Origin of the sequence: Pseudomonas mohnii (genome assembly GCF_900105115.1) — a bacterium.
Taxonomy (GTDB): Bacteria; Pseudomonadota; Gammaproteobacteria; order Pseudomonadales; family Pseudomonadaceae; genus Aquipseudomonas; species Aquipseudomonas mohnii.
On record NZ_FNRV01000001.1, the window covers coordinates 6355833 to 6373595 of the forward strand.

A 17763-nucleotide genomic window follows, 5' to 3' on the forward strand; every position below is an offset into this window, starting at 1 on the left:
GGTTAAGTGTTGAAACTACCTGTTTGGGTCAATCCGCGACCCGTACGCTAAAGGTGTTGGCCATTCGGTTTCCCACCCCTGCGCTCTGATTCAACTGAATTACCCCGCGGCTACCGGTGAAGGCCTGGTCGCTGGTAGCGACCTGGCGATAGCCTGGTGCAGACTCAGTTGGATCGGAGTTGTTGAGCAGCGTCACGTTCTGTTGCATGAGGACGCTGTCGTCGATGCTTTGCGGCTGAGCACTGATGCTGATACGCACTGCGTTGGCTTGCTGGGTATTGGCGCCCGAACTCTGGTTCACGCCCAGTACGCCGTTGCCGTTACTGAAGGAGTTACCCTGGATGCTCGAGTGCGCATCCATGGCGGGGTCGACCTGGCCGCGCAACCGTTGGCGAATCTGTACCGTCGCGCTGGCTCCATGGCCAATGGCGATGGCTCGGGCGTTGGCCTGTTGCTGTAGATCGCCAGCCGCCTGGTTGACGGAGAAGTTGCCTTGGTACTGCGCGCCTGAATTATCGATTTCGGCGTTGTTGATGACCGGAGGTTGGGCAAAGACCGATGTACTACTGCAGAGCATGGCGATAATCAGCAGCGTGCGATTCATCTCAACGGTCTCCCGTTATGATTCTCAAAGCGCCCAGGCCTTGCTGGACGTTTGAATTGACCATGTTGGCGATGCTGTTGTTGCCCGAATTTCCCGAACGCCCGGCGGGTAGGTTGGAAAGTTGTGTCTGGTTAGTGATATTGCCGCCCAGGTTATTGGTGCCTTGGGCGACCAGGCGTGAAATGCCTGCTCCACTGGCGACGCTGGCAAAGTCACCGTCGCTCAATTCGCTCGTCTGATTGAGGATCTGTTTCGACGGGTTGGCATTGGCGGTCGTGGGGTTAGGATCGGGAGCTAACGCCGGAGTGACCGCGTTTCGCACCTGGACATCACGTTTGATAATGATGATGCCGTTGTCAGCCTGTACAGGCAGGCAAACACTTGAGCCCAATGCACATCCGATCAGCAGGAGGCTAAAAATGTGGTTATCAAGTTTCCCCACGGCGGCAATTCCTTCTGTAAGTGGAGCGCTGGTGTTAATCAGCACTGCGGGGAAGAGAGCAGAAGGTGTGCCGGTTTTTGTTTTTCTTTAAAAAACAGTAAGTTGTAAATATTTGTCGTGGCGGTCAAAAAAATTTGTATCACCGCTGAGACAAAGCCACGCAAAAACGCCGTCCAGATGGGCGCCATTGCTCGTCAAGGTGGCTTGAGGCAGGTTGTATCAGTGGCTTAACATTTTCTTGCTGCAGCGCTCTGGCCGCTTTAGTTCGAGGGTTTGCGCGGGGGAGGGTGTTTCAGGAATGGACATATGTGACAGGGCGGGGTAGCCCTGTCAGGCCTTGAGCAAGCGTGTCACGGCCTCAAAGGCGGCGTCCTTGCGCTGTTGCCAATCACCTTCAAGTACCTGATAACGCTGGTGGTGCTGCTCAAGCCATTGGCGGCTGGCCTGGAAAAACGCCTGGCGTTCTGCCAGTTGCGGCTGGCACCGTTGTCCATCGTCATGCCAGGCCACGTTTTCAGGGCTCAGCAGTAAATGCATGTCGTAGTGCCGGGTCAGTAGTGCCTGTTCGATCCAGGTCGGGCAAGCGCCAAACAACGTACGACTCCAAAGAATGTTGCTTAAAAGATGCGTATCGAGGATCAGTAGCGACGGTTGTGAGGCACGTGCGACATCCTCCCAGGTCAGCTGGCCATGTGCTATTGATTCAATATCATCGTAGCAGGTTTCCCGGGCTTCGCTTTCGATGAAGTGCCTGACGTACTCATCGACCAATATGCCGCCAAAGTTGGCGTGAATCTCACTCGAAAGCCAGCTTTTGCCGCTGGATTCCGGCCCTGCCAGCACCAGCACCTTCATGGGCACAGCACCGGATCGCTGCGCCATGAGCGCCAGCCTTGAATGGCCAGCAGGGTGAACAGGCCATACAGGGCTGCCGTCACGTACATCCCCTTGTACAGGAACAGACCGACGAAAATACAATCCAGAACGATCCACAGCGGCCAGCACTGCAAGCGCTTTTGCGCCATCCACCATTGCGCCACGAGGCTGAAGGCGGTGAGGAAAGCATCGAGCCAAGGCTGGGCGGCATCGGTCCAGTGCGCCATGGCGGCGCCCAGCAACAGACTGCCCGCCGCACCGATGGCCAGTCCCGACGCCACCGCATGTTTGCCTAGCCGGCTGACCTCGCGTCCATGATGCGCATCGCCAGCGCGGGTCCACTGCCACCAGCCATAGAGCTGCAATGCGGCGTAAATCACTTGCAGCAGCATGTCCGAATACAGCTTCACCTCGAAAAAGATCCAGCTATAGACAAGCACCATGACCAGACCGATCGGCCAGCACCAGGGGTTCTGTTTGACCGTCAACCAGACGGCAATGACACCGAGGGCGGCGGCAAACAGTTCAAGCCCGGACATGGAGTTTCCTTGGGGGAAGTCGAAGAGGGGGCGGATTGTAACTGAAGATCAAACGATCGCAGCCTTTGGCGGCGCCTCACAGGGTGACGTTTACCCTGCAGGCGCTGCCAGAGGCACGGATCGTGTTCGGACGATCTTTTTCGAATTAAACCCGGAACTGCCTGAGCAAACCGTTCAATTGCTCGCTCAATTCCTTCAGTCTCAGGCTCGCCTTGCTGGATTGTTCAGCCGCCAGCGCGGTGCTGTGGGACAACCCGGCGGCTTGGGTGACGTTCTGGTTGATGTCTTCGACCACATGGGCCTGTTGCAGGGTGGCGCTGGCGATGGACGCATTCAGGCCGTTGAGGTTGCGCAACGCCTGGCCGATGGCATTCAGACTTGTCCCGGCCAGACCCGCCTGTTCGATGGTCAGCTGCGAAGCCCGGCTACTGTCGCCAATCACCTTGACCGCCGCCTCGGAATGACTTTGCAGTTGTTCGATCATCGACTGGATTTCCGCCGTGGACTTCTGGGTCCGCTGGGCCAAAAGGCGAACCTCGTCGGCTACCACCGCGAAACCCCGACCTTGCTCGCCAGCCCTTGCTGCCTCGATGGCGGCGTTGAGAGCCAGCAGGTTGGTCTGATCGGCAATCGAGCGGATCACTTCCAGCACGCTGCCGATCTGTGTGCTTTCGGTGGCCAGGGTGCGGATCACGTCCACGGCCTGATTGATGGTGCACGACAGCGTGTCGATCTGCTGCAGGCTGCCATCAATGTTGACCTGGCCTTGTTGGGCCTGAGCTTCGGCATCGCGCATTTCGCTGGCGGCATGTTCGGCATTCTTTGCCACATCCTGCACGCCGGAAGTCACTTCATTGATCGCCGTGGCCACCCGTTCCATCTGCTGCGACTGTTGCTGGCTGCGTTGCTGGGCCTGGGTCGCGTCGTTGCCCAATTCGCTGGACGATTGGCCTAGCGCACTGGCGCAGACCTGCAGTTCACCGATGACCTGGCGCAATTTGGCGGTAAAGGCATTGAAGTGCCGGGCCAATTGTGTGACTTCATCCTGGCCGTGGGTGTCGAGGCTGCGGGTCAAATCGCTTTCACCGCTGGCGATATTGGCCATCGCGTGGACGGTTTCCTGAAGCGGGCGAACGATGCTACGGGCGATGAGGATCACCAGTGCCGCCATGATCAGCGCGATTGCAAAGCCAATGACCGAGGCTTTCCAGAACTGACCATAGAATTCGGCTTGCATGTCATCGATGTACACGCCCGAGCCGATCATCCAGCCCCAGGGCTCGAAGAGTTTGACGTAGGAGGTTTTTCCCACGGGCTCGCTGGCACCGGGTTTTGGCCAGCGGTAATTGATGATCCCGGCGCCCTTGCTCCTGGCCACCGTGACCATCTCATTGAATATCGCAACACCGTCGGGGTCGCGGATCGCCGAGAGATTCTGGCCGTCCAGCTTGGGGTTGGCCGGGTGCATGATCATCACCGGCGTCAGATCGTTGATCCAGAAGTAATCGTTCTGGTCGTAACGCAGTCCGCGAACGGCTGTCAGCGCCTGTTTCTGCGCGGCTTCGCGGGTGAGCGTGCCGGCGGTTTCCAGGTCGTGATAGTAAGTGAGGATGCCACTGGCGGTTTGCACCACATGCTGGGTTTTCTGTGCCTTGGCGACATACAAGTCATCGTGAATCTGCTTGAGCATCAAGACACCCAAGGCCAGCAGCATCATGACGGCCACGACCAGGATGAGCCACAAGCGCCGGCTGATCGACATATTGCGCAAGCTGTTCATAACGTGGTGCTCCGTTTTCTTGTTCTTGTAATGAATGATCGCCAGCATTCGGCCAGGCCCGATAACGCGAAAGCACTTATCGGACTTGTCTGATAGGATTTCGGCCCCGCACGGGAAAACCTGAATCCAAATGTTTCACGGATCGTTCATGGCCAGGTGTGGAGCCTGAAAGCGTGCGAATTCAACTACGCTGATCGCGATAAAAGTTTTTAAAAATACTAACGGGGCATGCAACGTTGCATAGCCTTTTGGGGGATTAATGGATCTTTGGACTGCCTTTCAGGCTTTGATTCTTGGCGTTGTAGAAGGGCTGACAGAGTTTTTGCCCATTTCCAGTACCGGGCACCAGATTATCGTGGCCGACTTGCTCGACTTCGGTGGCGAGCGGGCCATGGCATTCAACATCATCATCCAACTCGGGGCGATCCTGGCGGTGGTGTGGGAGTTCCGCCGCAAGATTTTCGACGTGGTCATCGGTTTGCCGACCCAGCCCAGTGCGCGACGCTTTACCGCGAACCTGTTGATCGCCTTCCTGCCCGCCGTGGTTTTGGGAGTGATTTTTGCTGACCTGATCCACCACTACCTGTTCAACCCGATCACCGTGGCGACGGCCCTGGTGGTGGGTGGCATCATCATGCTGTGGGCTGAACAGCGTCAGCATGAAGTGCATGCCGATACCGTGGACGAGATCACTTGGAAAGACGCACTCAAAGTCGGGTTCGCCCAGTGCCTGGCGATGATTCCGGGTACTTCGCGTTCCGGCTCGACGATCATCGGCGGCCTGTTGTTTGGTCTGTCGCGTAAAACCGCCACCGAGTTCTCGTTCTTCCTGGCCATGCCGACCATGGTGGGTGCGGCCGTGTACTCGGGCTACAAGTACCACAAGCTGTTCGTGGCGGCTGATTTTCCGGTATTTGCCCTTGGCTTCGTGACTGCATTCATTTTCGCGATGATTGCCGTGCGCGGGTTGCTCAAGTTCATCGCCAGCCACAGCTACGCGGCGTTCGCCTGGTATCGCATCGCCTTCGGCCTGCTGATTCTGGCCACGTGGCAGTTTGGCTGGATAGACTGGACCGCGGCCAAGCCATGAGTGATTCCAGCGCGCGCTATCGTTCCGCAGGCAAGTCCGGGGGACATATCCAGCATCTACGCCTCAAGCTGCTGGTGTTCGCGACCCTGTGCGCGCTGCCATTGTTCGGGTCGATGTCGTTGTGGTTGCGTGGGGTGTCGCTGATTCCCCTCGCGGCCTACGGCATCGTCAGCCTGCTGGCGTTTTTGCTGTACTGGAGCGATAAGCGCAAGGCCCGTGTCGATCAATGGCGAACACCGGAAAACGTGCTGCATGCACTGGAGTTCGCGGGTGGCTGGCCGGGGGCGTTGCTGGCGCAACAAGTGTTTCGGCACAAGACGCGCAAGGTCTCGTTTCAACTGGTGTTCTGGCTCATCGTGATGCTGCACCAAGTGTTCTGGATCGACATGCTGTTTCTCGGTGCAAACCTGTTGGCACTGTTCTAAAGCAATAACCCGACCTGCGTTCGTTTGGGCAATTTACTCACCACCAGTTGATGAGAGCGTTGCAACAAGCCTTGCAGCTCTTCGGCAACCAGTGGGTAGGGCGTGTTCATGATGATCCACTGGGCCCGAGCCAGATAAGGCGCTGGATGAATGCCCGGACGGTCGCAATGACCGAGGAACAAATCCTTGTCGACCTTGAACGCCAGGGATTCGCCACGCAGGTTCTGCAGCGCGAACATCTTGTTTCCGGCAACCGAAAACACTCGCACGCCTCCCCATTTATAGTCTTCCCGCGCACCGGGCAGTGCCAGGCAGAATGTCGCGACGTCCACTTCGCTCATGCGTCCAGCCTTCATATCAAACGGTCCCCGCAGGCATTGAATGTTTCGATCAAATGGTCGAGCCAGGCGCGCACGGCCGGCATCACCCCGCGTCGATGAGGGTAGACCGCTTGCAGCCAGCCACCCGGCAGCGACCATTCAGGCAACAGCTGCACCAGCGAACCATTGGCCAGTTCTTGCTCGCAATACATCATCGGTAGCGTGGTAAACCCCTGCCCGGCGAGGGCGCAGGTCTTGCGTACGATGAAGTCGTCGACGCCCAGGCGCGCTTCCATTGCCAGATCGTGGCTTTTGCCCTGGCGATCGACCAGGCGGATGTGCACCAGCCGATCCGGTTCGAGGGCACCGAGCACTGGCAGGTCTTTCAAATCCTCGGGGCGGTTGATCTCACGTCCCAGCAGGAATGTGGGGCTGGCCACCAGGAGCATCTGTGCCTGGCGCAAGCGGCGGGTCACCAACAGTGGATCTTCATCGCCCGGTTCACGCACGCGCAGCGCGACATCCACGCCTTCGGTGACCAGATCGACGCGGCGATTGACCAGCACTACCTCAAGTTGCACCTGGGGGAATTTCTCCAGAAAGTTGCTGATGACTGCCGGCAGAATCTCGTGGGCCAGGCCGACCGGGGAGGACACCCGCAAACGTCCCCGGGGTTCGCTGGACATGCTGGCCACGGCTTCATCGGCCATTTCGGCTTCCAGCAGCATGGCCTGACAGTGTCGCAGGTAGCGTTCGCCCACGGCGGTCAGTTTCAGCTGGCGAGTGGTTCGTTGCAGCAGGCGCGCGCCAAGGCGTTCTTCCAGTTCGGCGATACGCCGCGACAACCGCGACTTGGGAATGCCCAGCAAACGCCCGGCCGCCGCGAAGCCGCCGGATTCCACCACCTTGGCGAAATAATAAAGGTCATTGAGGTCTTGCATGGCTGATGACTCGATCGTTCTATCAGTGAGACAAACTATCGCATTGTTGCGGTCTAATCACCTATTGGTTTCATCTGTAGGATTGTTTCCATCAGATCGCTCTTGTAGCGATCCTCACCTGGAGATCCCACATGAAACTGCTGCATATCGATTCGAGCATTCTTGGCGACAACTCGGCTTCCCGTCAGCTGAGCAGTGAAGTCGTGAAAGCCTGGCAAGTCGCCGAACCATCCGCTGTGGTGACTTACCGCGACCTGGCGGCCGATGCCATCAGTCATTTTTCGTCGACCACCCTGGTTGCTGCCGGCACCGCCGCTGAATTGCGCAATGCCGCACAGCAACACGAAGCCGAACTCAGCGCTTCTACACTGGCCGAATTCCTCGCCGCCGATGCCGTGGTGATTGCAGCCCCAATGTACAACTTCACTGTTCCGACCCAACTGAAGGCCTGGATCGATCGCATCGCCGTTGCCGGTCAGACCTTCCGCTATACCGAAGCCGGTCCCGAGGGGCTGTGCGGTGGCAAGAAAGTGGTGATCGTTTCGACTTCCGGCGGGCTGCATGCCGGCCAGGCAACCGGCGTTGCCCACGAAGACTACTTGAAAGTGTTGTTCGGTTTCATCGGCATCACTGACATCGAATTCGTGCGTGCCCATGGCCTGGCCTATGGTGACGATGTCCGTAACAAAGCCATGAGCGACGCTCACGAGCAGATCAGCGAGCAGTTGTTCGCCGCCGCGTAAGGCTTGCATAAAGACTTCAAGCCGGTTGGGCAAACCCTCAAAAAACTCTGTATTCTGAATGCGCAAGTATCAGATACGGAGTTTTTTGTTTCTGTCCATTTCGTTTTGTGGCCCAAGTTATGCAGTCGAGGGTTTATGTCTTTAATCCGGTAACAAGGTGGGGCATCCCATGGTGCGTCTTTGTGCAACTTTACTGATTTGCCTGCTCAGCAGCCTGAATACAGTGCACGCCGCCCCTGCGCCGCATCCTCACTGGAGCGTCGGCTACCACGAGATGAAGTTTCTCGACCCGCTGGACTTGCAACCGATGCGTGCCATCGCCTTCTACCCATCGAGCGAAAAGGAACATTCCAGCCGCCTCGAGGGTTACACCGTCGAGGCGGGTGAAGACACGAAAGTCGCCATCGGCCGATTCCCCATGCTGATGCTGTCCCACGGCAACACCGGAACCCCGCTGGCCCTGCATGACCTCGCCACCTCGCTGGCGCGCAAGGGTTTTGTGGTGGTGGCGGTGATTCACCCCGGCGACAACTCCAAGGATCACAGTCGTCTTGGCACCTTGAGCAATCTGTACGGGCGGCCGATTCAGATTTCCGAAGCCATCACAGCGACCCTGGGCGACAGCATGCTGTCGCCGTTCGTCAATGCTGATCAGGTGGGCGTAATCGGTTACTCGGCCGGAGGCGAGACGGCATTGATTCTGTCCGGTGCGACTCCGGACCTGGACCGCCTGCGCCGTTACTGCCAGGAGCGTCCGGATGACCGTGACGCCTGCAACACCCGGGGGGAATTGATCGTCGACCGCGATGACCTGCAACCGGTGGCCGATCCACGCGTCCACGCGCTAATGCTGATGGCGCCGCTGAGCTTGAAGTTCGGTCGCCACACGCTGGCCGATGTGCACGTGCCCGTGCTGCTTTACAGCGGTGACGGCGACAATCTGGTGCCCATCGACAAAAACGCGGTGGCGTTGGCGCGCAAGCTGCCAGTCGCGCCGGACTTCAAGTTGCTGGCCGGGGCAGGGCACTTTGTATTCATGGCACCGTGCAACGACGAGCAGATCGTCATCATGCCGGCGCTGTGTACTGATGCCGATGGCGTTGACCGCGAAGACATTCACCGCAACATGATCTCCGAAGCCGGACGCTTCTTCACCCGCACGCTGGGCAAGGCGACGCGGGCCGGGATGCAGACTGCCGATCAGTGACGGAGATCGGCAGTTGTTTATCGTTAGTTACTTATCAGCTAAAGAAGTTTCCAGTGTTACTACCCTTGCATTAAGTTCGCGTACGGACTCGATAAGAGGTGCCACCAGTTTTTGGTAATCAACTTGCAAGTGGCCTCGATCAGCGCGCACTAACTGGGGATAAACTTTCTGTACATCTTGGGCAATCAGGCCGACATCGGCTTGGTCGTTTTGCTTCCAGTTGAACGTTACACCATTGAGTTTCAGGAGGTTTTCCATGGGATTTTGTAGGCGTTGAACGTTGCTTTTCAGTCGTTCATCACTGAATGGGCAGCACTCATCTCCAATATCGTCGCCGATGTCCCAGCATTGACCGTTATGGCAGATTTGCTGCGGTGTGGAGCTTTGCGCATGGGCCGTGCCGTGGAGGCAAAACAGCAATGCAGGCGCGAGCAGGCTTAAAGGCAATATACGCATACTTATTAATCTCCATTTATCGATTGTTACATAAGAGCCGCGATAAGCATCTGTGAAAGTTGACGCTTCAAACAATGCTGGCTCTTTGCATCAATCGATGCGGAATGTTGCGTTGGAATCCTTCTGTAATGCTTTAATCTATTGCCTTGTCCGTGTCAGCGTTCAACGGGTTTGACGCGCACTTTGGCGTGACAGCAGCAGCGTTAGGCAAAGGCCGGTAACTGACAACAACGCAGCCGCGAAGAATATCCACTTGTAACCCAAGTTCAACGCCACCGCCCCCATCAAGGGGCCGGCAATCGCCAGCGCCAGGTCGAAAAACACGGCATATGCGCTCAACCCGGCACCACGGCTGGAGTTGGGCACCTGCTTGATCGCTTCGACACCCAGCGCCGGGTACACCAATGACAGGCCGAAGCCGGTCAGGCCGGCACCGATCAAGGCATAGGCGGTCGAAGGCGCGAACCACAGCAACATCAGGCCGACTGTTTCAATGGTCATGCAGGCGATGGCCGAGGTGAATCCACCGAAACGGCTGATGCTGGAGATGAACAGCAGGCGCGCCAGAATGAAGCACACGCCGAAGACGGTGAGGCAATAAGCGGCGCCGGTCCAGCCACGGTTGAGGTAATACAAAGTGATGAAAGTGGTCAGGGTGCCGTAGCCAATGGAGGCCAGGCTCAGGCTCGCACCGAACGGCGCAATGCGCCCGAACACCGCCCAGAAGGGCAACCGCTCGCCCCGGATCACTGGCACCGACGGCTTGTTACGAATCAGCAGCAGTGCTGCCAGGGCCAGCACAGACAGGGCGATGCCCAGGCTGACGAAGCCCAGTTGATCGACCATCACCACGCCCAGTGGCGCGCCGATGGCAATCGCGCCATAAGAAGCGATGCCGTTCCAGGAGATCGAACGCGCGGTGTGTTCGGCCCCTACCTGGCCCATGCACCAACTGATGGTGCCGACTCCGATCAAGCCTTGGGCAATCCCAAGCAGCAAGCGGCCGGCGATCAGGATCAACAAGCTTAATAAAGGAACGCTTTGCAACAAGGTCGACAGCCACGTCAGCACGCCGCTCAACACAATCCCGGACAACCCGTAAATGATCGCCCGCTTGGTGCCGACACTGTCGGACATGCGTCCCGCCATGGGGCGACTGAGCAGGGTTGCGAGATATTGCGAACCGATGGTCAGCCCTGCGACAACAGCACTGAACCCCAGTTGTTCATGGACATAGCCGGGCAGCACCGCAATCGGCAGGCCGATGCAGAGAAAGGCAATAAAGGTATAGAAAACAATGGAGACGATCTGCAGGGTGATCGCCATGGAGCTTTGCGGTGGCTGGTGCTGCGCAGACATGAGAGCTCGTTCGCGGGCGGCGGTGGGAGAGCGGCATGATGGCTTGGCATTGATATAAAAGAAAGCAGGCTAACTACCTTTGCCATGGCATTATCGCTGTTGCTCGCGATGATTTATGCACCGACAAGAAACCTTGGTCTGAAATGCAAAAAGCCCCGTCACAAAAGACAGGGCTTTTCACTTGAAGCTTGCAGCTAAAGGCTGGTAGCTGCCTTTAGAGCACCACGCCCTGGCTACGCAGATAGTCGTCATAGGTGCCGCTGAAGTCGGTCACGCCATTCGGGCTCAGCTCGATGATGCGGGTGGCCAGGGAGGACACGAACTCACGGTCGTGGCTGACGAAGATCAGCGTGCCCGGGTAGTTCTCCAGCGCCAGGTTCAGTGCTTCGATGGATTCCATGTCCAGGTGGTTGGTCGGTTCGTCCATCACCAGCACGTTCGGCTTTTGCAGGATCAGCTTGCCGAACAGCATGCGACCTTGTTCACCACCGGAGATCACCTTGACCGACTTGAGGATCTCATCGTTGGAGAACAGCATGCGGCCCAGCGTGCCGCGAATGATCTGCTCACCTTGCGTCCACTGGCCCATCCAGTCGAACAGGCTGACGTCGTCTTCGAAATCGTGGGCGTGGTCCTGGGCGTAGTAGCCCAGTTCCGCGCTTTCGGTCCACTTCACGGAACCGGCGTCCGGGGTCAGCTCGCCCATCAAGGTGCGCAGCAGGGTGGTCTTGCCGATACCGTTCGGCCCGATGATCGCAACGCGCTCGCCGGCTTCTACGGTGAAGCTGAAGTTCTTGAACAGGGTCTTGCCGTCGAAGCCCTTGGACATCTGCTCGATGGTCACGGCCTGACGGTGCAGCTTCTTGGTCTGTTCGAAGCGGATGAACGGGCTCACGCGGCTCGACGGCTTGACCTCGGCCAGCTGGATCTTGTCGATCTGCTTGGCGCGGGAAGTGGCCTGTTTGGCTTTCGAGGCGTTGGCCGAGAAGCGACTGACGAACGTTTGCAGTTCGGCGATCTGGGCTTTCTTCTTGGCGTTGTCCGACAGCAATTGTTCGCGCGATTGAGTCGCGGCAGTCATGTACTCGTCGTAGTTGCCCGGGAACAGGCGCAGCTCACCGTAGTCCAGGTCAGCCATGTGGGTGCAGACGCTGTTGAGGAAGTGACGGTCGTGGGAAATGATGATCATGGTGCTGTTACGCGCCGTGAGAATGGTTTCCAGCCAGCGAATGGTGTTGATGTCCAAGTGGTTGGTCGGTTCGTCGAGCAACAGCACTTCCGGGTTGGAGAACAGGGCCTGGGCGAGCAATACCCGCAGTTTCCAGCCTGGAGCGACTTCGGTCATCGGGCCGAAATGCTGTTCCAGGGGAATCCCCAGGCCCAGCAGCAGCTCACCGGCGCGGGATTCGGCGGTGTAACCGTCCATTTCAGCGAATTCGGTTTCCAGCTCGGCCACGGCCATGCCGTCTTCTTCGCTCATTTCCGGCAGCGAGTAGATGCGATCGCGCTCGGCCTTGACCTTCCACAATTCTTCATGACCCATGATCACGGTGTCGATCACGGTGAATTCTTCGTAGGCGAACTGGTCCTGGCGCAATTTACCCAGGCGTACGTTCGGCTCCAGCATGACCTGGCCGCCGGATGGCTCGAGGTCACCGCCGAGAATCTTCATGAAGGTCGACTTGCCGCAACCGTTGGCGCCGATCAAGCCATAACGATTGCCGCCGTTGAATTTAACCGAAACGTTTTCGAACAACGGCTTGGCGCCGAACTGCATGGTGATGTTAGCTGTGGAGATCAATTACCTTACCTATCAATGGGTTAGAGCTGGTCTTTTTTTGCCTGATACCGATTTGATACCAATCTGGAGCTTTTCCAGCTCCGCCCAGTCTGAGCTTGAGTTGAGCCAACGCGCATACGTCGTCAGCAACCTTTGGACACTGTGGCCAAGCTGCTGAGCGATGAATGCGGGGTTCATGTTGGACATTGAGCATATTGTCGCATAAGTATGACGGCAGTTGTACGGTGGTCGATAAGGCATCGCCAGTGCCTGGAGTGCCGGCACCCACTGGTTGTGCAGATCGGAGGTCTGTTTGGTGGACTCGCTGTTCTTCAACGGCGGGAACACCTGGGGCGTGGTCTTTACCAGGCCGACGCCTTTTGCAGGTCGCACGGCGTACTGGCGGGCGAACTCCAGCGCATGCAGTGCACGTTCGTTGAGTGGTACGAAACGATTTTTCCGGTTTTGGTGCGTTAGCCGGGTTCTTCTTGATCAGCGCTTGGGCAACTGCGGCTTCCAGAGTCGCCGAGAGCTTGATCAGAGCATGGCGACGAACACCCGGAGAAGGCCACGCCGTGGCCGCGCAGGAGGGTGGTGGTAATCATGTCAATGCTTAAACAAATAGCCTCAGATCGAACAGATTGCAATTTGGCGGGTGCACTCTTCACATGGTGCTTCCATTGGTTGGTCATTTACTACCAGGTTTGGCTGCCTCACCTTTTCATTCCGCCATCGAGATCATGGACAACTTGCACTCGCGCGGGGTACGCATGTCCAGTGAAGACTTTGGGGCGGGTATTCCTCGTTGAGCTATCTCAAGAAGTTCAAGATTTTTAAACTCAAAATCGATCAGTCTTTCGTGCGTGATATCGCAATCGATGCCGATGATCGAGCCATAGTCAAGACCATCGTACAAATGGCTCATAGCGTGGGTTTAATCACTATTGCCGAGGGGGTGGAAACACCGGCGCAGTGGGAGTTTCTCAGGGATATTTGTTTAGCCGGCCATTGCCCACAGATCAAATTCCAGAATTCGTCAGGAAGGTCGAGGCTCAACGCGAGATTGAGGTTGCGGATGCTCTTGAACTTTCGGAGCAGAGAGAAATTTGGCAATCCGAATTATTCTAGTAACAGGGGGCGATTCATAGCCAGGGTTGAGGCAGTACCGAATCAGTCCCCGTTCCGCCATTCGGATCACGGGAAACGCACCCCGGTCAGAAGCGGAAGATCCATCTGGCAATAAGTGGACAGGAGCATGTGAAGCGCTTGGCCCAAGTCGAAGCGCGCTGAGGCCGGTCAATCAGGGGGCCCGTAAAGTTTGGGTGGGCTGGCTCTCTAAGCCATAAGGCAAAAAGGCAGTGGCGATGTTTTGGCGGTATGAGCGGACAGTTTTTCGCGGCTTCGGTTCACTTTTGGTTACAAATTGTGGCTAAAATGCCACCGATCATCGGGTGCCGATAAGCAGCGCCGGCTCAAGGATGTGCCCTCGGGACAGCTTTCGTATTAAGACTCTGCACAAACCCCTGGGCCAGGGCTGCCAAGGGGTGCAGTTTGTTCACTTCTGACGTGTGACGATTTCCGTGAAACTCATTATTGCCGCTATCTATGTTGTCTCCATCGCATACGTCCATCTGCGAGGGCAGGTGCGACACAAGCTGGGCCGCCAGTTGAGTGATCACTCGACGTTTCTGGCCCCGATCAATTGCTTCCTCTATCTCTTCTCGAAGATACCCAACAAACCTTTCCTCAATCCTGCCGACTTTCCCGACCTGAGCCCGTTGCAGGCTCACTGGGAAGAAATCCGCGCCGAAGGCCAAAACCTGTTGCGGGCAGGGGAGATCAAACGCTCGAGCCAGTACGACGATGTCGGTTTCAACTCGTTCTTCAAATCAGGCTGGAAACGCTTCTACCTCAAGTGGTACGGCGACAGCCATCCATCGGCGATGAAACTCTGTCCGCGCACCACCGAACTGGTGCAGAGCATCGGTTCGATCAAGGCTGCGATGTTCGCCGAATTGCCTCCGGGCTCGAAACTGGTACGTCACCGCGACCCGTATGCCGGTTCCTATCGTTATCACCTGGGTCTTGAAACCCCCAACGATGCAGGTTGCTACATCAATGTCGATGGCGAGAACTACCATTGGCGCGACGGTGAAGCGGTGATGTTCGATGAGACCTACATCCATTACGCTGAAAATGCCACCGAGCAGAACCGCATCATTCTGTTTTGCGACGTTGAACGCCCGATGAAGTATCGCTGGGCGGCCGCGTTCAACACTTGGTTCAGCCGCAATGTGATGGCGGCGGCCGGCGCGCCGAATGAGGCGGGTGACAAAACCGGCGGCATCAATCGACTGTTCGGCAGAATCTACAAAATTCGTCTGCGCGGCAAAGACCTGAAAAAGCGCAACCGCACACGCTATTACCTGGAAAAGTGGGCAATCTTTGGCGGGTTGCTGGCCATCTTCATCCTCGTCTGATTCTTTCGCCGGGCCGACCGAGGGCGTCGCGGGCTTGCCTGCGATGATCCTGGGCGGCCCGCCCATTACGTGCTGGCTTTTTTTCTCGCCGCCGGTTTGGCGGACGGCTTGGGCTTTGCGGTCGCCTTGCCTGGCGCCTTGCTGCCCAGACTGCGTTTGAGCAGCTCGGTCAAGTCAATGACATCCGCTGTTTTGCGTTGCTCTTCGCCGGTGGCTGTTTCAACGTCCTCAATCTTGCCTTCGTGGGCTTTCTTCTCCACAAGGGCCATGATCTTGTCTTCAAACTCATCCCGGTAGTCATCCGGCGACCATTCGGCGCTCATGTCCTCCACCAGTCGCTTGGCCATATCCAGTTCGCCCTTGGTCAGCTCAGCCTTGGTCACGTCAGGGCCTAACGCCAACTCGTCCAGGCTGCGTACTTCCGCCGGCCAGCGCAATTTCATCAGGACGATGACCGATTCCAGCGGCATGAGCGCGGCCAGATACTGGCGGGTATGCAGCACCACGCGGGCCAGGGCGACTTTTTGGGTTTGGGTGAGCGTTTCGCGCAACAGCGCATAAACCTTGCCCCCGCGTTTATCCGGCGCCAGATAGTAAGGTGTGTCGATGTTTTGCAAGGGAATCTGGTCGCTATCGACAAAGGCAAAAATGTCGATGGTCTGGGTCGACAAAGGATGCGCCGAGCGAATGTCCTCTTCGCTGAGCACCACGTACCGACCCTTTTCGAACTGGACACCTTTGACGATGTGTTCCTTGGTGACTTCTTTACCGGTGACCTTGTTGACGCGCTTGTAGCCAACCGGATCCATGCTGCGGCTGTCGAGCCAGTCGAAATCCACCCCTTGGGAAGACGTTGCCGAGACCAGCGCCACGGGGATGTGCACCAGGCCGAAACTGATTGCGCCCTTCCAGATTGCCCGCGCCATGGTCGTCTACTCGTGAGTGATGATCAGGTGACCCATGGCCTCTTGAAAAAGTTTCAGCCGCCTTGAGCCCTGCCGCGATGGGGCGTCAACGTCGTGTTACATCTTGTCGGAGGTTTTTGTTAACAAATACGAACCCCGAGCGTAGCGTGCTATCGAAGACTCTATTCTGGCTCACGTCGAGAGGCTCCCCATGAACCGAGGCATGCTTGTCCTCATCACGCTCGCCCTGAGCGGCGTCATCAGCCAATCGGTGCAGGCTGAAGTTGCAAGGGCAGGTGCGTCGTTGCAGATCGCCCAAAACCTGCCGGGCAACAACAACCCCTACAACAGCCCGATTCGCCGCGCCAATCCAAACAGCATGCAGGGCACGCAGCCCAATGCGCCGGCCATCCGCGGGCCGAACACTGTGCCGGTACCGAGGCCACCGACCCTCGATAACGGCGGTATCGGCAATCGCTATCCCCAGGATCGCCCGGCGCCCGCCAGCCCACCCAAATTCATTCCCAATCCGCCTCATCGAGACTCGGACACCCGTAATCCTTGATGGCCGGCAGCCAGGCTGTTGGGCATTTTCCTGACAAAAGGAATCGTGCATGTTGCGTAGAACGCTGCTGGCCACTGTCTGCGCCAGCGCCTTGATGACCACCACTTTGTCCGCCCTGGCAGCGCCGGCTCAGGAAATGCAGAGCGAGCAGGGCAGGCTTGAAGTCACTCCGATTGTGACTGGGCTGGAACATCCCTGGGCCCTGGCGTTTCTGCCTGACCGCCAGGGCATGCTGGTGACCGAACGGCCCGGCCATCTGCGGCTGGTGACGCCTGACGGAAAACTGTCGGCACCCATCAGCGGCGCGCCCAAGGTCTGGGCCAGGGGGCAGGGTGGATTGCTGGATGTGGCGCTGTCACCCGACTTCAAGCAAGACCGTACGATCTACCTGTCCTATGCCGAAGGCGGTGGCCAGGGGGATAAGGCAGGGACCGCCGTCGGTCGCGGGCGGCTGTCCGAAGATCTGACGTCACTCAAGGATTTTCGGGTGATTTTTCGCCAGGAACCGAAACTGTCGGTCGGCAACCATTTCGGCTCGCGGCTGGTGTTCGACCGGGATGGCTATCTGTTCATCACCCTGGGAGAAAACAACGACCGCCCGACCGCCCAGGACCTCGACAAACTGCAAGGTAAGGTGGTGCGGATCTACCCCGACGGCAAGGTGCCGGACGACAACCCTTTTGTCGGTCAGGCCGGTGTGCGTCCGGAAATCTGGTCCTACGGCCATCGCAACCCGCAAGGCGCTGCGCTTAACCCCTGGACCGGCACTCTTTGGGAAAACGAACACGGTCCCAAGGGCGGAGACGAGGTCAATATCATCGAGCGTGGCAAGAATTACGGCTGGCCGCTGGCCACCCATGGTATTAACTACTCCGGCCAGCCGATCCCGGAAGCTCAAGGCACAACCGCCGTAGGTACCGTCGCACCGCACCATGTCTGGGAGCAATCCCCCGGCCTCAGCGGCCTGGCGTTCTACGACGGCGACCGATTCAAGGCCTGGCAGCACAATGCGTTTATCGGTGCATTGGTGACTCAGGAGTTGATCCGCTTGCAGTTCGACGGTGATCGGGTGGTCCACGAAGAGCGCTTGTTGGGTGAGCTGAACAAACGCATTCGCGATGTGCGACAGGGGCCGGATGGTTACTTGTACGTGCTGACCGATGAAGAAAACGGCGGGTTGTACAGGGTGGGATTGAAGTAACGCGGATACCTGTGGCGTGGGGCAAGCCCCCTCGCCACAGAAAACGGGGC

General features: G+C 57.7%; 19 protein-coding genes and 1 pseudogene. 8 read left to right on the plus strand and 12 right to left on the minus strand.

Features of this window, described 5'->3' with window-relative positions; genetic code table 11:
- Positions 1-28 precede the first annotated feature (28 nt).
- From BLV61_RS29575 to BLV61_RS32310, 5 genes are all read right to left on the minus strand, one after another.
- Positions 29-604 (minus strand): adhesin, encoded by a 576-nt coding sequence (locus BLV61_RS29575; protein WP_090469462.1) that lies wholly within the window; start codon positions 602-604, stop codon positions 29-31.
- A 1-nt stretch (position 605) separates the two neighbouring features.
- Positions 606-1046 (minus strand): hypothetical protein, encoded by a 441-nt coding sequence (locus tag BLV61_RS29580; protein WP_090469465.1) that lies wholly within the window; start codon positions 1044-1046, stop codon positions 606-608.
- A gap of 330 nt (positions 1047-1376) precedes the next feature.
- On the minus strand, positions 1377-1901 hold the full coding sequence (locus BLV61_RS29585) for an AAA family ATPase (RefSeq protein ID WP_047528558.1): 525 nt from the start codon (positions 1899-1901) through the stop codon (positions 1377-1379).
- Complete coding sequence (gene pnuC, locus BLV61_RS29590) at positions 1898-2461, minus strand: nicotinamide riboside transporter PnuC (protein ID WP_047528559.1); 564 nt, start codon at positions 2459-2461, stop codon at positions 1898-1900. Before pnuC ends, BLV61_RS29585 begins: the two co-directional genes overlap by 4 nt.
- 145 nt (positions 2462-2606) lie before the next feature.
- Positions 2607-4241 (minus strand): methyl-accepting chemotaxis protein, encoded by a 1635-nt coding sequence (locus BLV61_RS32310; protein ID WP_047538519.1) that lies wholly within the window; start codon positions 4239-4241, stop codon positions 2607-2609.
- Between the two features lie 259 nt (positions 4242-4500).
- Here BLV61_RS32310 and BLV61_RS29600 point away from each other — a divergent pair, with 259 nt between their 5' ends.
- Positions 4501-5331, plus strand: a complete 831-nt coding sequence (locus BLV61_RS29600) for an undecaprenyl-diphosphate phosphatase (protein ID WP_090469468.1) — start codon at positions 4501-4503, stop codon at positions 5329-5331.
- Positions 5328-5756 carry a DUF1294 domain-containing protein gene (locus BLV61_RS29605; protein WP_090469471.1) on the plus strand — a complete coding sequence of 143 codons (429 nt, stop codon included), beginning with the start codon at positions 5328-5330 and terminating at the stop codon, positions 5754-5756. Before BLV61_RS29600 ends, BLV61_RS29605 begins: the two co-directional genes overlap by 4 nt.
- Here BLV61_RS29605 and BLV61_RS29610 read toward each other — a convergent pair.
- Complete coding sequence (locus BLV61_RS29610) at positions 5753-6112, minus strand: MmcQ/YjbR family DNA-binding protein (RefSeq protein WP_090469476.1); 360 nt, start codon at positions 6110-6112, stop codon at positions 5753-5755. The two genes, BLV61_RS29605 and BLV61_RS29610, sit on opposite strands and share 4 nt — an antisense overlap.
- Positions 6109-7017 (minus strand): LysR substrate-binding domain-containing protein, encoded by a 909-nt coding sequence (locus BLV61_RS29615; protein WP_090469479.1) that lies wholly within the window; start codon positions 7015-7017, stop codon positions 6109-6111. Before BLV61_RS29615 ends, BLV61_RS29610 begins: the two co-directional genes overlap by 4 nt.
- 131 nt (positions 7018-7148) lie before the next feature.
- On the opposite strand from BLV61_RS29615, the gene BLV61_RS29620 reads away from it, so the two are divergent.
- Complete coding sequence (locus BLV61_RS29620) at positions 7149-7760, plus strand: FMN-dependent NADH-azoreductase (protein ID WP_047528566.1); 612 nt, start codon at positions 7149-7151, stop codon at positions 7758-7760.
- 169 nt (positions 7761-7929) lie between these two features.
- The gene (locus tag BLV61_RS29625; RefSeq protein WP_047528568.1) at positions 7930-8967 is read left to right on the plus strand and encodes an alpha/beta hydrolase family protein; all 1038 of its coding nucleotides are present in this window, start codon (positions 7930-7932) and stop codon (positions 8965-8967) included.
- Between the two features lie 27 nt (positions 8968-8994).
- On the opposite strand, the gene BLV61_RS29630 is transcribed toward BLV61_RS29625, so the two are convergent.
- The 4 genes and pseudogenes from BLV61_RS29630 to BLV61_RS31750 all read right to left on the minus strand — a co-directional run.
- Entirely contained in the window at positions 8995-9423 is a 429-nt protein-coding gene (locus BLV61_RS29630) for a tail fiber domain-containing protein (RefSeq protein ID WP_090469481.1), read from the minus strand.
- A gap of 162 nt (positions 9424-9585) precedes the next feature.
- Positions 9586-10782, minus strand: a complete 1197-nt coding sequence (locus tag BLV61_RS29635) for an MFS transporter (RefSeq protein WP_047528571.1) — start codon at positions 10780-10782, stop codon at positions 9586-9588.
- A gap of 214 nt (positions 10783-10996) precedes the next feature.
- Positions 10997-12583 (minus strand): ABC-F family ATPase, encoded by a 1587-nt coding sequence (locus BLV61_RS29640; RefSeq protein WP_047528572.1) that lies wholly within the window; start codon positions 12581-12583, stop codon positions 10997-10999.
- 12 nt (positions 12584-12595) lie between these two features.
- A pseudogene (locus BLV61_RS31750) lies at positions 12596-13035 on the minus strand (site-specific integrase); the annotation flags it as partial.
- Positions 13036-13367: 332 nt separating this feature from the next.
- Here BLV61_RS31750 and BLV61_RS32270 point away from each other — a divergent pair.
- Both BLV61_RS32270 and lpxO read left to right on the plus strand, forming a co-directional pair.
- Positions 13368-13805 carry an EAL domain-containing protein gene (locus BLV61_RS32270; RefSeq protein ID WP_208604218.1) on the plus strand — a complete coding sequence of 146 codons (438 nt, stop codon included), beginning with the start codon at positions 13368-13370 and terminating at the stop codon, positions 13803-13805.
- A 337-nt stretch (positions 13806-14142) separates the two neighbouring features.
- Positions 14143-15042: a lipid A hydroxylase LpxO gene (gene lpxO, locus BLV61_RS29655; RefSeq protein WP_047538560.1), complete on the plus strand. Its 900-nt coding sequence runs from the start codon at positions 14143-14145 to the stop codon at positions 15040-15042.
- Positions 15043-15107: 65 nt separating this feature from the next.
- Here the strand turns inward: lpxO and ku are convergent, their stop codons facing one another.
- Positions 15108-15968: a non-homologous end joining protein Ku gene (gene ku, locus BLV61_RS29660; RefSeq protein ID WP_090469484.1), complete on the minus strand. Its 861-nt coding sequence runs from the start codon at positions 15966-15968 to the stop codon at positions 15108-15110.
- Between the two features lie 190 nt (positions 15969-16158).
- Here ku and BLV61_RS29665 point away from each other — a divergent pair, with 190 nt between their 5' ends.
- Together BLV61_RS29665 and BLV61_RS29670 are read left to right on the plus strand one after the other, a co-directional pair.
- Positions 16159-16512: a hypothetical protein gene (locus BLV61_RS29665; protein ID WP_090469487.1), complete on the plus strand. Its 354-nt coding sequence runs from the start codon at positions 16159-16161 to the stop codon at positions 16510-16512.
- Positions 16513-16561: 49 nt separating this feature from the next.
- A complete protein-coding gene (locus tag BLV61_RS29670) occupies positions 16562-17713 on the plus strand; it encodes a PQQ-dependent sugar dehydrogenase (protein WP_090469491.1) in 1152 nt (383 codons plus the stop codon).
- The last annotated feature ends 50 nt before the right edge of the window (positions 17714-17763 follow it).